A 16335-nucleotide genomic window follows, 5' to 3' on the forward strand; every position below is an offset into this window, starting at 1 on the left:
CCTCTCTTTATGGTTTCGGTGCCTGTTGTTCGGCAGACTGTTCTTTCAGATAGGCGATGAGGTCATCGACCTTGTCCTCGGTCCAGAAGCCGAAAAACCGCATCGACGTGCCGGGCAGGAATTTCTTCGGGCTGGCCAGGAATTGCGACAGCTGATCCTCTGACCACACTAGGCCATTGGCGCCTGCATCTTTCATCGCCTGCGAATAGGCTTTGTAGTCCTCGATTGACCCGGCAGGCCTGTCCATGATGCCGACCAGATGCGGTCCCATGCGGTTGCTTGGCTGTTCAATGGCATGGCAGGGCGCGCAGATGCTGAACACCTGTTTGCCACGGGCCGCATCACCTTCGGCATGGGCCGGTATAGAAAAACAGAGCAGACAGGCTGTTGTCACCAGCAGGGTACGGCGTGTCACGTCACGGTCTCCATTTGCGTTTCATCCTTGTCATATGAAAATTCCGGCCGGCATGTGAAGACGCTGCGGTGTCGTGCGACGTTTTACCACGAGTGGTTTTTAAAGTCGTGATGCCGTGGTGTGGCCGATATTGAAGTTCAGAAAAAATAATAGTAAGGTCGCTTCGTTCAAATTATTTTGAAGGCGCGTTTCATGACCGTTCCGTTTCGCCAGCCCTTGCCGTTGCTGGACAATGATATTCTGAGAACGTTTGTGGCCATTGCCGAAACGGGCAATTTCTCCACGGCGGCTGAGGTGGTGTTTCGCACGCCCTCGGCGGTCTCCATGCAGATCAAGAAACTTGAGGAGCAGTTGCGCACCACATTGTTCCTGCGCGACGCGCGTTCCGTAACGCTGACGGCGCATGGCGAAATGCTGCTGACCTATGCGCGGCGGATGATTGCGCTGTCCAACGAGGCGGTCTCGCGTTTCATCATGCCGGAGCTGTCAGGCGTCGTGCGGCTGGGGGCGCCCGAGGATATTGGTGAGCGTGGGCTGCTGCCGGGTATCCTCAAGAGCTTTGCGGAAGTGTTTCCCGGCATCATGGTGGATGTGACGATTGATTCCAGCTCCAGCCTTTATAAGCGTATGGATGAAAAACGTCTGGATCTGGCTCTGGTCAACTGTGCTTCACACCCGCTGCGCAACACCGGTGAGGTGATGATGCGTGAAAGGCTCGTCTGGGCCGGTGCGAAATGTGGAACGGCGCATCTGCGTGACCCGCTGCCGATTTCCATCTGGGAAGATGGCTGCATCTGGCGTTCCGACGCCATTACCGCGCTCGATAAACGCAACCGCTCTTACCGCGTTGCTTATCTGAGCGGCCACACCATGGCGCAGCATGCGGCAATTGCCGCCGATCTCGCCATTGCGCCTTTGCCGCGTTCTTATGTGCAGAATGACATGGTCATTCTGGGCGATAAGGAAGGGCTGCCGGAACTTGGCTGGTTCGATATTCGTCTGCTGGTTTGCGACAAGCCATCCCGTCCGATTGAGACGGTGGCGGAAAGCATTCGCAATGCCTTTGCCGAACTGGTGAAATCGGTCTGAGTGATCAAGCATCGCTTATGACGGCGATGCGCGATCATTTTATAGAGTAGCAGCGCCCTGGGTGGGGGAGAGAGAAGGTGGCCATGTGCCGCGCTCTCGCAACCACTGCGCCGAATTGACCAGACCACCAAATGGGAAAACATGCATTTGGCGGATGGCGCTGTCAGGATTGTTGAGCCAAAAATCCTCAATCGGTTTCACCACGCCCTCAGGAGAATGGCGGGTGGCAAGGGCGGTCAGCGACAGGGCGTTCTTGCGCAGATAAGCAATGGAATTGCCGACGCCGCACAAGGCTGCATATTTAATGAGTGTGGTCACCTTCGCCGGACCTGCCACACCAATGTGGACGGGCAGGGTAATGCCCTGTTGTTTCAGCGTTTCAGACCAGTTGATGAATTTGTCTGGTGCAAAGCCGAACTGGGTCAACAGGCGCAGTTCAGTGCCGCTGGTGTCAGCATAAAGTTGTTTCTGCTGTAGAGCCTCCAACGCAACCGCGTCATTAAAGTCCGGGCTTCCCTCGGGGTGGCCGGCAACAGCCATGCGGTTGATGCCGTATTTTTCAAACAGGCGGCTGTTAATCAGATCCATGGCGCTGGTGAATTCACCCAGCGGTTTTGGCACACCACCCCCGATGATCAGCACATCTTTGACGCCAGCTTCGCTGGCTGAGCGTTTGATACGTGTTTCCAGCAACTCGCGCGATGGCACGCGGCGCGCTGCAAAATGCGGCACAGGTTCATAGCCCAGATCGCGCAGCCGCTTTGCCGCGCCGATCATGGTGTCCAGCGGTTCGGTGCCGATATCCGTCAGATAGACCGACGTCCCCTCGGGAAACAGGCCGGGCAAGTCTTTCGATTCGACTGCCTGTTTGGGGGAAACTTCGATGGAGGCTGCGATTTGTTTCAAGGTGTGCACATTCCTTTTTGTGAAACATGCCTGTTTCTATTGGATGCTTCTTTAATTAACACGACACTTCTATTGTAGAAATGCGACTGGCGACTACCAGATATTCCTTTTTATGCCGTGCCACAGCCAAATCCACACCGGTGGAGGGAAACGCAGCACGGACTTCCCTGCCGGATGATACGGTTTCAGGGTGCCCGACAGAGCATCTTCGATGGCAGAAATGGCGATGCCCGTGGAAACCGCCGTCAATAAGAGCGGGTAGGTGGCCATGGTATCGGCCTTATCAGGTGTGGTGCGCTGCTCGTACAAAGTGCCGCCGGTATCCACGCCCTTGTCGACCAGATGCACCGTTGCGCCAAAATTGCCGGCGTCATGTTCGACCAACGACCAGTAACCACCCATCTGGCCACGATACATCGGGTTGATGCCCGCATGAAAATTGATGACCGGGCATGGTATCGCTGCCAGGGTTTTTTCCGAAAGAATACGGCAGGAAATGGTGAAGACCACATCGGGTCTCACTGCTACCACCGCCCGGCGACATTCGTCACTGTTGAGTGACAGGACGTTGATGACAGGAATATCAGGGTTTTCGTCAGCTTTCAGGCCCTGCTGCGCAATGATTTCAGCGGAGCGTTTGGCAGCGACAGTCTTGTAAAGCCGCGAGGCAATCATCGTTGCCAGTTGTCCAAAAGCATTGATCCAGCCAAGACGTCTGGCGCGACGTTTTACAATCGAGCCTTTTGATTCCGGCTGTTCCTGGATGATGTGAATATCAGCAAAACGATCTGACAAGGCGTTGATCATCACCTGCGGGTTGAGACCGCCGGCGGTCAATATAACGATCCGGCCCTGCACGGCTGCGGGTTGCAGCTTTTGCACGTCATCTGTCTCATTATCCGGCATCCAAATGCTCCACTGTTTGGCCAGCAGATTGCGCATGTTGTTTCAAAAATGAATTAAGCGCGCAGAGGTTTTATTTTTTCTTGTCGCCGCGGGAACCAAATGCACATCGCGACGTTACGCTTCCGCAAGTTCCAACGTTCCTTTTGAACGTCCTACACGGGGAGACATCTTATGACATCACGTAAACTTACCGCCATCGTTACTGTTCTCGCTGCCGTCACCATGCTGAGCGCCTGCGGCAATACAATTCGCGGCGTTGGCAGAGACACAGCAAATGCTGTTGATGCAACGCAGGATGCCGGTCGCAGTGTAGACCGCGCAGCATCGCGCTAAAATCTCCAGGAGATGCGGCAAACAAAAGCACCGCCTGACGTCTTTCGAGGGAACGTCGGCGGCGTTTTTGAAGTCATGGTCAGGCCGTCTGAGAAATCAGGCGGCTTTTTTCGTTGTTCTGGAAACAGCAGGCACGGACTTTGCGGTGGCTCTTGGTACAAGGGCCAGGATTTCGCTGGCGAGTGCAAATGCGTTGTCTTTGGCTTTGTCCAGATTGCTGACGCGTTCCGGGTCCATGCTATCAAGCGAACCGCCGGATACAAAGATGTCGCGGTAGGCAGCACGTTCAATCAACGGAGTGTCGAGAACATGGACCTGGCGCTCGGCCAGAAGGCCCTTGACCGCCTGCATGGAGCGGGTGGTGATGATTGGGCTGATGCGCGTCAACACAACCGAATGCGGAATGTGGATGTCGCATTTTTCGGACAGGTCTTTCATCAGTTCAAGAATTTGCGCGCCGCCAATGGCGTCCATGGCGCAACCCTGAACCGGCACCATCACGTGGTTGGCAAAACCGATTGCCTTGGCCAGCAGTGGCGAGCGGCCACCGTGCAGGTCGATCAGGATATAGCCGCCGCGTTTTTTGGCGCTCTTGATGCAGTCTTCAATATTGTCGTCGGTGATACCGGATACCACGGAAAGATTCTTGGGTGCTTTTGCAAGGGCATGCCAGCGCGATACCCACTGCTGAGGGTCCGCATCCATTAGGGTTACACGGTGGCCAAGCCGTGCAAGTTCACTGGCCACAATAACGGCAACTGTTGTTTTTCCAGCGCCACCCTTTGTATTTGCAATAGTAATGATTGGCATAATATCTGAACCCCTAGATGTGTTCGAGCCTTCTCATCGCCCGTTAAAGGCACCTTGGTCATTCATGGTGCTGAAGCGGAGTAAGCATTAATCATGGTTAACAGCTGGTTAATTTTGACGCCTCGAAACCCGCAGATTTTGCTTTTGTTAACCACTATTGACGCATTCTTACCGCCAACCCGCCAGATTTGGCGGGTATCACACAGATGAAATGGGAGGTTTGGCGCGTTGGTTTGGTCGAGACTGGCAGTTGTTGCAGGGTGTTTTTTGCTGGCGGGTGGAGTGAATACGGTGGCCGCATGTGAAGATATTGAACATGCAGGCGCAAATTACACCGTCTGCACCTTTGACCCGCACACTGATTCTATCCGCATTTTTGACCGCGACCCTATAACAGGCCAGTTTTTTGGCTCCTTTGCCAATCTGTCTTCCTCCCTTTGGGGACGTGGACTGTTCACCAGATTTGCCATGAATGGCGGCATGTACCACCGCAACCTGTCACCGGTCGGTTTATATGTGGAGTATGGGCGGGAGCTGAAACGCATCAGCACCGGTTTCGGCTGGGGCAATTTTCACCTGAAACCAAACGGGGTGTTTTACCTGCAAGGCGATAAGGCAGGGGTGCTGGAAACAGATGCCTATGTGAAGAGTGGCATAAAGCCTGATTTTGCCACCCAGTCCGGGCCGATGTTGCTGATAGACGGTAATGTGCATCCGCGCTTTCTGCCGGAAAGCGACAGCTTGAACCGTCGTAACGGTGTGGGTGTGTCAGACGATGGCAAGGTGCATTTTGTCATCGTCGACGCACTGGTGCGGTTCTATGATTTTGCGACGCTGTTCCGTGACAAGCTGAATGTGAAAAACGCGCTGTACCTGGACGGTTCTATTTCCAGTGTCGAAATACCCGAGCGCAACCGGCGCGATGATCATTCGCCGCTGGGGCCGATCATCGCGGTGGTCGAAAAGATGCCCTAAGGTTTGGGATCAGAGTGCAGATTTCGGGTAGGCTTTTTCAAGTCCGCCCGATTTGCCAAGACCTTTCTTGAAGGCGGCAAAGGCCGGATGCTGGCTGGAGCGCGAAACCTCGTTCAGGCGGATCTGCAAACGGGCGGGTGCATTGGTGCCAAGCCACTCCCCACCGGTTTCTAGTTTCAACGAGTTCAGGAAGCGCGCCGCCGACTGCTGCTCAAGGTAAAGCTGCAAACCGCCAAGCAGGCTTTCGTCCTGCTGGGCATTCTCCATCAGCAGTTTCAGCCATGCCTGATCCTCGCCCGACAGGCTGGTCAATTTCGCTGCAACGGTGTCGCGGTCTGGAAAAGAAGGGGAAGCCTGCATGGGAATGCCTCTGATGTTTAAGCCAACGAATCCGAATTAGAAAATACCGGACGCTCTGGCAAGTGCGGGAATTGGCAACGACTACAGGTGTATCACAACGATGCATTATAAAGTCTCTGGTTGTGCAAAACTGGTCGCCTGTCACAAAAAGTGGGTCGGTTGGTTACACTTTGGACCAAAATGAGACATTTCCACTCTCATAAGGCGAGCGCAAAAGCCCCTGTAACGGCTTGATTTTTCTTATACCCATGCGCCAAGGGCATGGCTGCTTTTCAAAATTGCCTCCATTTCGCCTTCTTTTGCAATTGCATCTGTCGTGAGATTTTAATAAATGCTTCACCAACGGCGACCGCAGTGAATGCGGGCCGGAGAGTAAACAAGCTGGAGTAATCATGGAAGAAACCGCTCAGAAATCCTGCTGGGGTGTAACTATTCGCGCACTCGCAGGTTTTGCCGCTTTTCTCGCATTGACGTACATTTTTGGCAGCCCGTAATAGTCTCTCGTATTTTAGTTCTTTTAAAAAACAGCATGGCCCCAAGCCATGCTGTTTTTGTTTTCAGAGCCATGTTGTCTGCGGCCACGCCGCTTTGGCGCTGATATGTCGCCACGACCACAGCGTCTGACGCTAATCGATGGCGAATGTCTTCGCTTTGCGCTAAAATGATTGCCGTCAATGCAATTGAATAAGGCGTAGCAATGTTTCTTTCGGTCTTCGACGTCTTCAAGATCGGTATCGGTCCGTCCAGTTCTCACACCATGGGCCCGATGTCGGCGGCAAACCGTTTTCTGGCGCTGCTGCTGACGGATGACTGGCCCAAACCCGCCACCGCAGTTGTCAGCCACATCAAGGTCAGCCTGCACGGCTCACTGGCCTTTACCGGCATTGGCCACGGCTCCGGTCGTGCGGTCATTCTGGGACTGGCGGGTGAAAAGCCGGATACGGTGGATCCTGACGCCATGGACGGCATCATCGCCAAGGTCGAGGAAACCGCTCAGGTCTGTCCGCCCGGTCACCCGGCCTATGGCTTCAAGCCGGATGAAGATCTGGTGTTCGACAAAAAGAACCCGCTGCCCGGCCATGCCAATGGCATGACGTTTTCGGCGCTCGACAAGCAAGGTCGCGTGCTGTTGAAGCGAATCTATTATTCGATCGGCGGCGGTTTTGTCGTCACCGACACAGAGCTTGAGGCGCTGCGCAACGGCGGCAGTGATTCTACTAAGACCGTGCGCGTGCCGTATCCTTTCTCTTCGGCACGCGAAATGCTGGAGATGGCACGCAGTTCCGGCCGCACCATTGCCCAGATGAAACGTGCCAATGAAGAGATCATTGTGTCGCGTGATGAGCTGAATGCCCGTCTCGACCAGATCTGGGACGCAATGAATGGCTGTATCGACCGTGGTTTGCGCAATGAAGGCATCATGCCTGGCGGCCTCAAGGTAAAACGCCGTGCCCACGACATTCATGAAAAGCTGAATGTTGAATGGCGCAGCAATCGACCCAATCCGCTGCTCGCCAATGACTGGCTGAGCGTTTATGCCATGGCCGTGAACGAAGAAAACGCTTCCGGTGGCCGGGTCGTAACAGCCCCCACCAATGGCGCTGCCGGTGTGGTGCCGGCGACCGTGCGTTATTTCCGTCATTTCCACGAGGATGCGTCGATTGATGACGTCAGGGACTTCCTGCTGACGGCAGCGGCGATTGGCGGCATCATCAAGCACAATGCCTCTATCTCCGGTGCCGAGGTTGGTTGCCAGGGTGAGGTTGGTTCTGCATCGGCCATGGCGGCTGCCGGTTTTGCTGCCGTGCTGGGTGGTTCGCCCGAACAGGTGGAAAATGCCGCTGAAATCGCGCTTGAACACCATCTGGGCATGACCTGCGACCCGATTGCCGGTCTTGTGCAGATACCGTGCATCGAGCGCAATGCGCTCGGTGCGGTGAAGGCGGTTACTGCCGCTTCGCTGGCGCTCAAGGGCAATGGCGAACATTTCGTGCCACTGGATGCCTGCATTGAAACCATGCGTCAGACCGGCAACGACATGAGCGAGAAATACAAGGAAACCTCGACCGGCGGTCTTGCCGTCAATGTGGTGGAGTGCTGAGTTTAAAGGGACGGCACTGCCGACCTTTCCTGTCGCACGCCATGGGGCGTGCGGCCAAAGGCTTTGTTAATAAGATGCCGACATGTCTTGACGACTGCGCCAAATAGGCATTGATGAAGACCATGGCACTTCATCTTCTCAAATTATGCGTTGGCGCAGATTCGCTTCAGGATTTGCGGGATTGGGTTTCTCAGCGGTCGCTGCTGGCCATTGCTGCCGGGCTTGAGCCGCACAGCATTCACACCACACGCATGATCCCCAAGCGCGTTGAAGAGCTGCTGGATGGCGGCTCTCTTTATTGGGTGATCAAGGGGCAGGTTCTGGCGCGCCAGCGTTTTCTCGATATCAAGACCTTCAAGGGCGATGACGGCATTTCCAGATGTGATCTGGTGCTGGGACCGGAGGTCATTGAAACATCGCCTGCACCGAAGCGGCCGTTTCAGGGTTGGCGCTATCTGACATCAGAAGATGCGCCGCGTGATCTCGGTGGTTCGGATGGCGGTGCGGATGATCTTCCCTCTGATCTGAAGCGCGAACTGGCCGAACTCGGCCTACTTTAAAGCCTGTCACCAAAAGATGACATGCGGCTGAAACAGCCTGCAATCGCACTGTCGTGCCCAGATTATCCCGTGATTTCGGCAGTTTACTGACCCCAAAAAAAAGAGTGAGCCGGTTCCGGGGCAACGGAACCGGCTCATGGCTCGGTCAGGGGACGGGGTAGGGGGACGGACCGGGCCAATTCCTCTCAAGTATAGGTTTCATCCCAAACCGGCCTGCGGTCCGGGATGACATTGTTAGTTGATACCGCCTACGGCTGTTGCGCGGCCATCCTGGATCTTTTCCCACCGGGCCGGATTGCCGGCCGACTGGCGCTTCAGATAGGTGTATTCGGTTTCCGACCAGTCCATGACCCGGTTGCGCATGTTGTCGAGAATGAAGTCACCATGGTCTGTCCGCACGGTCAGCACGGCATGGCCTTCGCCATTCGGCTGCAGAACGACTGTGATCAGCAGGTTGGAGGCTTCGATGCCCTTGTTCATCAGCATCTTGCGCTTCAGAAGAACAAAGTCTTCGCAGTCACCCACTGTCGTCGGGTAGGCCCAACGTTCTTCCACACCATAGACTTCCATATCGGTCATTGGAGTAATGGTGGTGTTAACGGTGTAGTTGACGTCCAGAATCATCTTCCAGAGGTCTTTGTTCAGTTTGAGCGGTCCGCGATCAGCCGATGTGGCGACGCATTCGCTTTTGTAGGTCTGGCAGAATTCGTAGTGGCCAATTGGCGGATTTGCTTTTCCGATAATACGCATTGCGGCGGCTGGCGAAGCATATGCCTGAGATGTGAAGGCCATCATAAAAAGTGTAGCGGCCAAGAAACCAAGTTGTTTTTTGTTGTTCATTACCTGTCTCCCGTGTTGAGGAGACAATCGCATGCAAATTTTTAGGTCACGCAAATATTGCCGCGTAAATTTGATGTTGTTTTTCTGAAATTCTTCGACTTATTTGAATTTATATTTAAGCGTATTTGAGCTTTATTTTATGCGTATTTGACTAAAATTTTAGCGAATTTCAGAGGTCGCATTGTCGGTTATTTTCTGCTTATCTCTCTGAAAAAGAATGATATTTGCCTTTTTGTGGCCTTGGTGTCCGAGCGATGAAGTCTGGCCAGAATGCGCCAAAATGGGTCAATGTGATGGTGTGCGTTTCTGTTTTTTGCGGAAATATACTTGCAAAAACACCATGTGGCACAGGCAAGGTGAATTTTGACCGCAAAAAATATTTTGATGTTCTCGAAAAAAAACATCAAAGGCCGTTGATTGGATGTGTGGGGTAAAAACGGTCTGTTTTCTGCCAAAACCTGCATCAGACTGGCACAGGCGGTCACAGTTCGGCATCGCGCGTTAGGTTATCGGCAAAAGAAAAGGCCGCATTGCGGCGGCCTTGATGTGGTCAGATCTGGTGAGAGCGGATCGCTTAAAGGAATTCCAGCAGCGCATCGCGCGACTGTACCCGATCGAATTCGATCGCGACACCTTCCATGAAGTGGCGCACGATGCGGCCCTTCATGGCGCCAAGTCTGACGATGGTGCCCATGGCGGGGCGATCGTCAACTTCGATGGCGGCACCGGACAGTGAAAGGTCGATGATGCGGCATAAAACGACGTTGCCATCTTCCAGAGTCAGTTCGGCGCGTGATTTGCGCGGCGCCAGACGATCGTGGCGACGATCTTCCGGCAGGCCGAGCTCCTGGCGCTTGGCAATCCATGCCAGCTGCGCAGAAAGTTTTTCCCGTTTGCGTTCGGTCGCGGTAATCGAAATCGTAAAACCGGACGCGTAAATCGCAGTAATCTTGCCTTCAAGTCTACCAATGTGCTGCAGGTAGGCGATAACGCGATCGCCCTGATGTCCCATCGCCGCGCAGGTGAAGTGCGCGATTTCCGAAGTCATGTCCGTGATGGTGCAGTCATATTCCTCATAGTCCGGCAGCATGATGCGGCCCGACAGATTGACGGACACAGTCTGTACCTCGCGCACCGGGTGCGCGGGTTCTGCATGTGCAAAGCTGGTGGATTTAACTGAAAACATCAATATCGCACTATGGTGATTGAACAGTGCATCTCTACTGCTGTCGAGTTAACAGACCGTTCTACTTTTCGACATGAATGCAACTGTTATGCAATAAAACCAAAATTCTCGCCTCACGCGTGGTTTTTCAGGGGAGTTTCCGTCGAAACGCTCTCCAAAATACGACAGGTTTCCGGGATTAGCGTCGCCACTGGCCTAATATAGACATGCTTGCGATTTTGCGGAAACAGGCCACCGATCAATCGTGGCTCGGACGGCTGGGATGATCTGAGCGGTAACAGCAACATTTCATAACTGATGTCATCATCTGGTGACTGGCTTTTGGATAGCTCGGTTGAGTCCTGCTGTTCCACGCCGCGTACCGTGAGGATGGCAGGTATTTCCCGGTGCATCACCGTCTTGGCAATTGTCACCATGCTTTGCGCATTTTGCGGTAGCCAGAGTTTGGAAAATTCAGTCTTGTGCAGTTCCCGTCCGAAAATCGAATACAGACGTGTTCCGGTAAGCCGGAAAACGGGTGATGTCTCGGCCTCGTCCGACAGGATGAAAAGATCCGGCAACAGATGGCGGATTTTTTCAGGTTCAATGTTTTGACGTACCGGGGCGGGTGTGTCACCGCGCAGGTCATTCCAGTACGAATATAGCTCCATGCTTGCTACAATGTTCATGGATCGCCTCCATATGTCTCATTCCAGCACAGGGGACACTGGTTCTGGTGGTCTTAAGGATAGCGATGCCAGTTTCGTGCCACGGGGAAATTAAGGTTAATGAATGGTTTAGATTGAGTTCGGCTGACCGACGTGGCATTGAGATCCTGTCATTTAAGGGGAAACTCTTTCAGCACAGATTTACGGGGCGGGTTAAAACCGGGGGCTCCGAAGCCGTCCTGCCAGTCAGGGCGGCTTTTTTTTCGTTCAATGGTCCTGTATGCCGTTGATGAACCGACAGTTTTGTTGCCGACGCACCGGGTTTTGACTGGGCGGTTCGGGTAAAAGGGTGAAGTGATGACAGATAATCGCGACGATGTTCCTTCCGCAGACCAAGCGCCCGCTGAAAGACCGTCAGAACCTGTCTTCAATCTGCCGGGCTTGCTGGTCATCACCCTTGCGCTTCTGGCCGTTGTTTATCTGGTTGGTGAGTACCTGCTGTCGGACGATGGTTATGCCTGGTACCTGTTCACCTTCGGCTTTATACCCATGCGCTACGTTGTTCCGTTTTCGCAGCAGGGCATGGAGTGGCTGTGGACACCGATCACCTATTCGCTGATGCATGGCAGCACCATGCATATCGTGTTCAACGGTCTGTGGTTGGCCGCCTTTGGCACGCCGGTCATGCGCCGCATCGGTGCCGTTCGCTTCATTCTTTTGTGGTGCCTCAGTGCTGCGGCGTCGGCTTTCGGCCACGCTGCCCTCAACTGGCATGACATGACCGTACTGATTGGTGCGTCGGGTGTGGTGTCTGCGCTGATGGGGGCTGCCTGCCGGTTTGCATTTCCACCGCATGGTGGCGGTTTTAATCCGGCGCTTGGCCATCTCTATCCACGCCAGAGCATTATTGCAGCCTTCATGAACCGCACAGTGGTGATCTTCACGGTCATGTGGTTGCTGGGTAACGTGCTGGTGGCGGTTGGCGTGCCGATTTTCGGCGATGCTGCAGGCGCTATTGCCTGGGACGCGCATATTTTCGGTTTCGCGTTCGGCTTCCTGCTGTTTGACCTTTTCGATCCGCTGCCACGGCAAAAACACCGCCTCTGAGATCACAGACTGCATACGTATTGTTGGAAGTTGTGTCTTGCATTCCACCGCATGCAAGCGCAGCATTGCTGTGCCGTGGGTATGGAATAGGGGAGCTTCCATACCGGAACCGGTGGATTTTGAGGAGGAATATATGCCGATATTCGTGAAGGATTTGCTGGATGCGAAAGGTCGCGACGTTGTAACCGTATCGCCTGATGTGACGATTGCTGAAGCAGCCAAAACATTGAATCATCACAAGATCGGTGCTGTCGTGGTTGTGGATGCCAAAGGTGGCATCAAAGGCATTTTCACCGAGCGCGATATGGTGCGCGCCATTGCCGGCAAAGGTGCTGCGTCACTGGAAGAAAAGGTTTCCGGCGCGATGACCAAAAACGTGATTCGCTGTCAGGAGACATCGACCACCGACCAGCTGATGGAAATCATGACCGGTGGCCGCTTCCGCCATCTGCCGGTGGAAGACAATGGCAAGATTGCCGGAATTATCTCGATTGGTGACGTGGTCAAGGCGCGCATTGGCGAAGTCGAGGCTGAAGCTGAACAGATCAAGGCTTATATAGCCGGATAAATAGTGGCCCGAAACATGCTCTCGTGGTCATCCTCGGGCCTGTCCCGAGGATCTAGTCACGCCTGCGCAAGTGTGAGGTTTGTGGCTGATTGGGTTAGGTCCTCGGAACAAGCCCGAGGATAACGGCTGACGCTGAACCCAATCAACGCATCAAAACCTGCTGCATGCGTTGCAGTTCTGGAATTCGGGCACGTGTTTCCTCGTAACCACGGGTTATGGCTTCGCCGGCCCGGTGGAATTCCGACAGGCCGATATCATTGATCCGTGGATGCAGTGTCAGGTCCGGCGGATCGCCTGCCAGACGAGAACGGGAAATACGGTCCTGAATGATGTTGAAAGCCTGCACCATTACGCCCGGCAGGCCGGGGCGCTGCGCGGAGGTCGGCACGGGCAGTGGCGTCGCACCGGGTGCGCCCGCACCATGTTTGACCACGGCCGAACGCCCGAAAATGTCGTAGTTGAGGTTGACGGCAATGACCAGCGGTTGCTCATGCGCGCGGCAGACTGACACTGGCACCGGGTTGACCAATGCGCCATCAATCAATGTGCGACCGTTACAATAGACCGGTTCGAAAATGCCGGGCAATGCGTAGGATGAGCGCAATGCGGTGATCAGATCGCCTTGATGGATCCATACCTCATGGCCGGTCGTCAATTCGGTGGCGACCGCCACGAAAGGACGGTCGAGGCCTTCAATCGTCAATCCCTCAAGATGTTCCTGCATACGTTTGGTCAGGCGCATGCCACCAAACAGGCCACCGCCGCCAATCGTCAGGTCGAGCAGGCCGGCAATGCGGCGCATGGTCAGGGAGCGGGCAAAACTTTCCAGCTCATCCAGTTTGCCAGCGAGATAACAGCCGCCGACCAGCGCGCCGATCGACGTGCCGGCAATCATGCCAATCTTGATGCCTGCCTCATCAAGGGCGCGCAGAACGCCAATATGCGCCCAGCCGCGGGCAGCACCGCCGCCCAGCGCCAATGCAATACGTGTATCGCCCCGCAGTTTGGCTTCGTTTTCGGGAAATGTCGGCTCATTACCATCAATTGTGGATAATGTGCCGCTGTTGCCGCGATTGATACCCCACCCCAACATCGCTACGACACTCCTCCTGCACATTGCGAACAAGCGTCATTAAACGCTTCTGCGGTTTCAAAACGGTTATCGCATCGAAACCGGGCAGCAGAATGGAGAAATAACGTCAGGTGTTATTTGTCGCTGTAAACGGTTGCCGGATCGAAATGCCGTTCATTATCGGTAATTTTTGTAACAGCCTCGCCATTTTCAAGGGAGACAGTACGATAAAAACACGACCGGCGGCCAGTATGGCAGGTTGCGTCATGACCGGCCACGGAAACCTTGAGCCAGATGGCGTCCTGATCGCAATCGGTGCGGATTTCGCGCACGGTCTGCAGGTTGCCGGAGGTTTCACCCTTTTTCCAGATCTTGCCACGTGAGCGGCTGAAATAGTGGGCGACACCGGTTTCCAGTGTCAGGGCAACGGCTTGCGCATTCATGTGGGCAACCATCAGCAATTCGCCATCGGTCGCGTCGGTGACAACGGCGGTCACCAGGCCATGGGCATCAAACTTCGGGGTGAAGCTGCCTGCGCCTTCAAGAATGGTTTTGTCGCTTGCGGGCAGGGGAAATTGTGTGCCGGTCATGTTTATACCACTGTTCAGGAGGTGGCGAAAAGCCGCGTTTAGCGGCTGCGCACCATTGTCATGAAACGAACCTGCTCGGCAGGGTCTGTCTTGAAAGTGCCGGTGAAGCTGGTGGTCAGGGTTGAAGAACCCTGCTTCTGCACACCGCGCATGGACATGCACATATGCTCTGCATCAATCATCACGGCCACGCCGCGCGGTTTCAGAATGCCATCAATCGCGCTGGTGATCTGTGCCGTCATGTTTTCCTGCGTCTGCAGGCGGCGACCAAAAATCTCGACCACGCGGGCAATCTTCGACAGGCCAAGAACACGGCCGTCAGGCAAATAGGCAACATGGGCCTTGCCGACGATTGGCACCATGTGATGCTCACAGTGGGAGAAGAATGGAATGTCGCGCACCAGCACGATGTCGTCATAACCGCCGACTTCCTCGAAGGTCGTACCGAGAACCTCTTCCGGTTCCTGTGCGTAGCCCGAAAAAAGCTCGCCATAGGCTTTGGCGACACGGCGTGGGGTGTCCAGCAGGCCTTCGCGGTCCGGGTTGTCACCGGCCCAGCGCAGGAGAACCTTCACTGCTTCTTCGGCTTCTGCCTGTGTCGGACGCATGATTTCAACGTCAGACGTTGCGCCGGCAGCAGGAAAATTCTTCACAATGGCATCCATCTTCTATCTCCCGATGCGGTTAAAGGCCGCACCTGAACTATGCAACGTGCGTGGCCATTTCCCACGCACTGTCTGCTATCTGGTTGTTTTGCACCGTTTTGGCAAGCGCTAACCCTGTTTTTCGATCAATTCAGCGGAATTTCACGACGGCTTGATGATGACGGGGCAAAATAACATATAATGTATTGGGTTGGGCAGAAAAGCCGTGCCAAGGGTGACGCTGTGTTTGAAAAAGATAACCGGTTTGACCTTTGGGCGTGCTGATACAGGTTGGTTGATGGACGATATTTACAACAACAAGATACTGGCTTTTGCCGGAAACATTCCGCTGACCGGCCCGATGGTCGATGCGGATGCCAGTGCGCAGAAACATTCGAAACTGTGTGGCTCCCGGGTAAAAGTGTATCTGAAAGTGGAAGATGGTGCCGTCAGTGCCTTTTCGCACGAAGTGAAAGCCTGTGCGCTTGGGCAGGCGTCTTCCTCCATCATGGCGCATCATGTGGTGGGTGCCAGCGTTGATGAACTGCGTCAGGCGCGGCTGGATATGCTAGCCATGCTGACCAATGGCGGTGATGGCCCTATCGGTCGGTTTGAAGACATGCGGGTGCTGAAGCCTGTCAAGGATTACAAGGCCCGCCACGCCTCCACCATGCTGACTTTTGATGCGGTGGTGGATTGCCTTGACCAGATCGCAGCTCATCAGCCCGAGGCTGTTTCAGCCGCCACTGTTGCGGGCTGAGCCATGTGTGGCGCGCCCGGCTGCAACCACGAACCGCAGCCAACTCCACGCAAGACTGCCTCGCGCAACTGGCAGGGACCGTTTCGCAAGACGCCTGGACGCCTGCTCGGCATGGCGTTCATCCGCTTTTACCAGCTGACCTTTTCCGGTTTCATCGGCAATTCCTGCCGCCATATCCCGACCTGTTCGGAATATGGTTATGAGGCGATTGCCCGCCACGGCTTTTGGGCCGGGGGATGGCTGACGCTGTTTCGCGTGGCGCGTTGCGGGCCGGGTGGCACCAGCGGTCTTGATCCGGTGCGCGAAACGCTTGGGGCAAACCAGCACTGGTGGGCACCCTGGCGATATTGGTCGCGTCGCCACTGATCGCATCTTTACCCTTTGCAGGAACGGCGCTAAAAGGCCTGCCAGATAAGTAAGGACTTACTTATCACACGTAAAAACCACCCGCATTGGTTGGCGGGAC

Annotated in this window: 20 protein-coding genes; 9 read left to right on the top strand and 11 right to left on the bottom strand. The window is 54.7% G+C overall.

The features are described from left to right. Positions 1-7 precede the first annotated feature (7 nt). Positions 8-415 (bottom strand): c-type cytochrome, encoded by a 408-nt coding sequence (locus tag M2418_RS08875; RefSeq protein ID WP_250981677.1) that lies wholly within the window; start codon positions 413-415, stop codon positions 8-10. A 192-nt stretch (positions 416-607) separates the two neighbouring features. On the opposite strand from M2418_RS08875, the gene M2418_RS08880 reads away from it, so the two are divergent. After that, positions 608-1504, top strand: a complete 897-nt coding sequence (locus tag M2418_RS08880; RefSeq protein WP_192488767.1) for a LysR family transcriptional regulator — start codon at positions 608-610, stop codon at positions 1502-1504. A gap of 39 nt (positions 1505-1543) precedes the next feature. On the opposite strand, the gene M2418_RS08885 is transcribed toward M2418_RS08880, so the two are convergent. Continuing rightward, positions 1544-2419 carry a methylenetetrahydrofolate reductase gene (locus M2418_RS08885; RefSeq protein ID WP_405049398.1) on the bottom strand — a complete coding sequence of 292 codons (876 nt, stop codon included), beginning with the start codon at positions 2417-2419 and terminating at the stop codon, positions 1544-1546. Between the two features lie 84 nt (positions 2420-2503). Beyond that, a complete protein-coding gene (locus M2418_RS08890) occupies positions 2504-3217 on the bottom strand; it encodes a formyl transferase (RefSeq protein ID WP_405049408.1) in 714 nt (237 codons plus the stop codon). A 270-nt stretch (positions 3218-3487) separates the two neighbouring features. Between M2418_RS08890 and M2418_RS08895 the strand changes: the two genes are divergently transcribed. Continuing rightward, positions 3488-3649, top strand: a complete 162-nt coding sequence (locus M2418_RS08895) for an entericidin (protein WP_192488769.1) — start codon at positions 3488-3490, stop codon at positions 3647-3649. 96 nt (positions 3650-3745) lie between these two features. Here M2418_RS08895 and M2418_RS08900 read toward each other — a convergent pair whose 3' ends face one another. Beyond that, on the bottom strand, positions 3746-4459 hold the full coding sequence (locus M2418_RS08900; RefSeq protein ID WP_259146061.1) for a ParA family protein: 714 nt from the start codon (positions 4457-4459) through the stop codon (positions 3746-3748). Between the two features lie 291 nt (positions 4460-4750). Between M2418_RS08900 and M2418_RS08905 the strand changes: the two genes are divergently transcribed. Continuing rightward, positions 4751-5434, top strand: coding sequence for a phosphodiester glycosidase family protein (locus tag M2418_RS08905; RefSeq protein ID WP_259146062.1), 684 nt, complete (start codon positions 4751-4753; stop codon positions 5432-5434). Positions 5435-5443: 9 nt separating this feature from the next. Here M2418_RS08905 and M2418_RS08910 read toward each other — a convergent pair whose 3' ends face one another. Then, complete coding sequence (locus M2418_RS08910) at positions 5444-5794, bottom strand: hypothetical protein (RefSeq protein WP_192488771.1); 351 nt, start codon at positions 5792-5794, stop codon at positions 5444-5446. Between the two features lie 697 nt (positions 5795-6491). On the opposite strand from M2418_RS08910, the gene M2418_RS08915 reads away from it, so the two are divergent. Both M2418_RS08915 and M2418_RS08920 read left to right on the top strand, forming a co-directional pair. Next, positions 6492-7895 (top strand): L-serine ammonia-lyase, encoded by a 1404-nt coding sequence (locus M2418_RS08915; RefSeq protein ID WP_259146063.1) that lies wholly within the window; start codon positions 6492-6494, stop codon positions 7893-7895. 122 nt (positions 7896-8017) lie between these two features. Beyond that, positions 8018-8455: a DUF1489 family protein gene (locus M2418_RS08920; RefSeq protein ID WP_192488774.1), complete on the top strand. Its 438-nt coding sequence runs from the start codon at positions 8018-8020 to the stop codon at positions 8453-8455. A 234-nt stretch (positions 8456-8689) separates the two neighbouring features. Here M2418_RS08920 and M2418_RS08925 read toward each other — a convergent pair whose 3' ends face one another. The 3 genes from M2418_RS08925 to M2418_RS08935 form a co-directional block, all read right to left on the bottom strand. Next, the gene (locus M2418_RS08925; protein WP_405049399.1) at positions 8690-9295 is read right to left on the bottom strand and encodes a transglutaminase-like cysteine peptidase; all 606 of its coding nucleotides are present in this window, start codon (positions 9293-9295) and stop codon (positions 8690-8692) included. Positions 9296-9869: 574 nt separating this feature from the next. Then, complete coding sequence (locus tag M2418_RS08930; protein ID WP_192488776.1) at positions 9870-10481, bottom strand: PilZ domain-containing protein; 612 nt, start codon at positions 10479-10481, stop codon at positions 9870-9872. 113 nt (positions 10482-10594) lie between these two features. After that, positions 10595-11149: a PAS domain-containing protein gene (locus M2418_RS08935; RefSeq protein ID WP_259146064.1), complete on the bottom strand. Its 555-nt coding sequence runs from the start codon at positions 11147-11149 to the stop codon at positions 10595-10597. Positions 11150-11485: 336 nt separating this feature from the next. Here M2418_RS08935 and M2418_RS08940 point away from each other — a divergent pair, with 336 nt between their 5' ends. Both M2418_RS08940 and M2418_RS08945 read left to right on the top strand, forming a co-directional pair. Next, a complete protein-coding gene (locus M2418_RS08940; RefSeq protein ID WP_259146065.1) occupies positions 11486-12235 on the top strand; it encodes a rhomboid family intramembrane serine protease in 750 nt (249 codons plus the stop codon). A gap of 133 nt (positions 12236-12368) precedes the next feature. Then, positions 12369-12803 carry a CBS domain-containing protein gene (locus M2418_RS08945; RefSeq protein WP_250981670.1) on the top strand — a complete coding sequence of 145 codons (435 nt, stop codon included), beginning with the start codon at positions 12369-12371 and terminating at the stop codon, positions 12801-12803. A gap of 142 nt (positions 12804-12945) precedes the next feature. On the opposite strand, the gene M2418_RS08950 is transcribed toward M2418_RS08945, so the two are convergent. The 3 genes from M2418_RS08950 to folE form a co-directional block, all read right to left on the bottom strand. Further along, on the bottom strand, positions 12946-13896 hold the full coding sequence (locus M2418_RS08950; protein WP_259146066.1) for a patatin-like phospholipase family protein: 951 nt from the start codon (positions 13894-13896) through the stop codon (positions 12946-12948). 113 nt (positions 13897-14009) lie between these two features. After that, entirely contained in the window at positions 14010-14465 is a 456-nt protein-coding gene (gene hisI / locus M2418_RS08955; RefSeq protein ID WP_250981668.1) for a phosphoribosyl-AMP cyclohydrolase, read from the bottom strand. Positions 14466-14503: 38 nt separating this feature from the next. Beyond that, positions 14504-15130 (bottom strand): GTP cyclohydrolase I FolE, encoded by a 627-nt coding sequence (gene folE, locus M2418_RS08960; RefSeq protein ID WP_259146067.1) that lies wholly within the window; start codon positions 15128-15130, stop codon positions 14504-14506. A gap of 277 nt (positions 15131-15407) precedes the next feature. Between folE and M2418_RS08965 the strand changes: the two genes are divergently transcribed. Both M2418_RS08965 and yidD read left to right on the top strand, forming a co-directional pair. Further along, positions 15408-15869, top strand: a complete 462-nt coding sequence (locus M2418_RS08965) for an iron-sulfur cluster assembly scaffold protein (protein WP_259146068.1) — start codon at positions 15408-15410, stop codon at positions 15867-15869. Positions 15870-15872: 3 nt separating this feature from the next. Next, on the top strand, positions 15873-16235 hold the full coding sequence (yidD, locus tag M2418_RS08970) for a membrane protein insertion efficiency factor YidD (protein WP_250981665.1): 363 nt from the start codon (positions 15873-15875) through the stop codon (positions 16233-16235). The last annotated feature ends 100 nt before the right edge of the window (positions 16236-16335 follow it).

The sequence above is a fragment of the Rhizobium sp. BIGb0125 genome (genome assembly GCF_024810055.1).
GTDB lineage: Bacteria > Pseudomonadota > Alphaproteobacteria > Rhizobiales > Rhizobiaceae > Agrobacterium.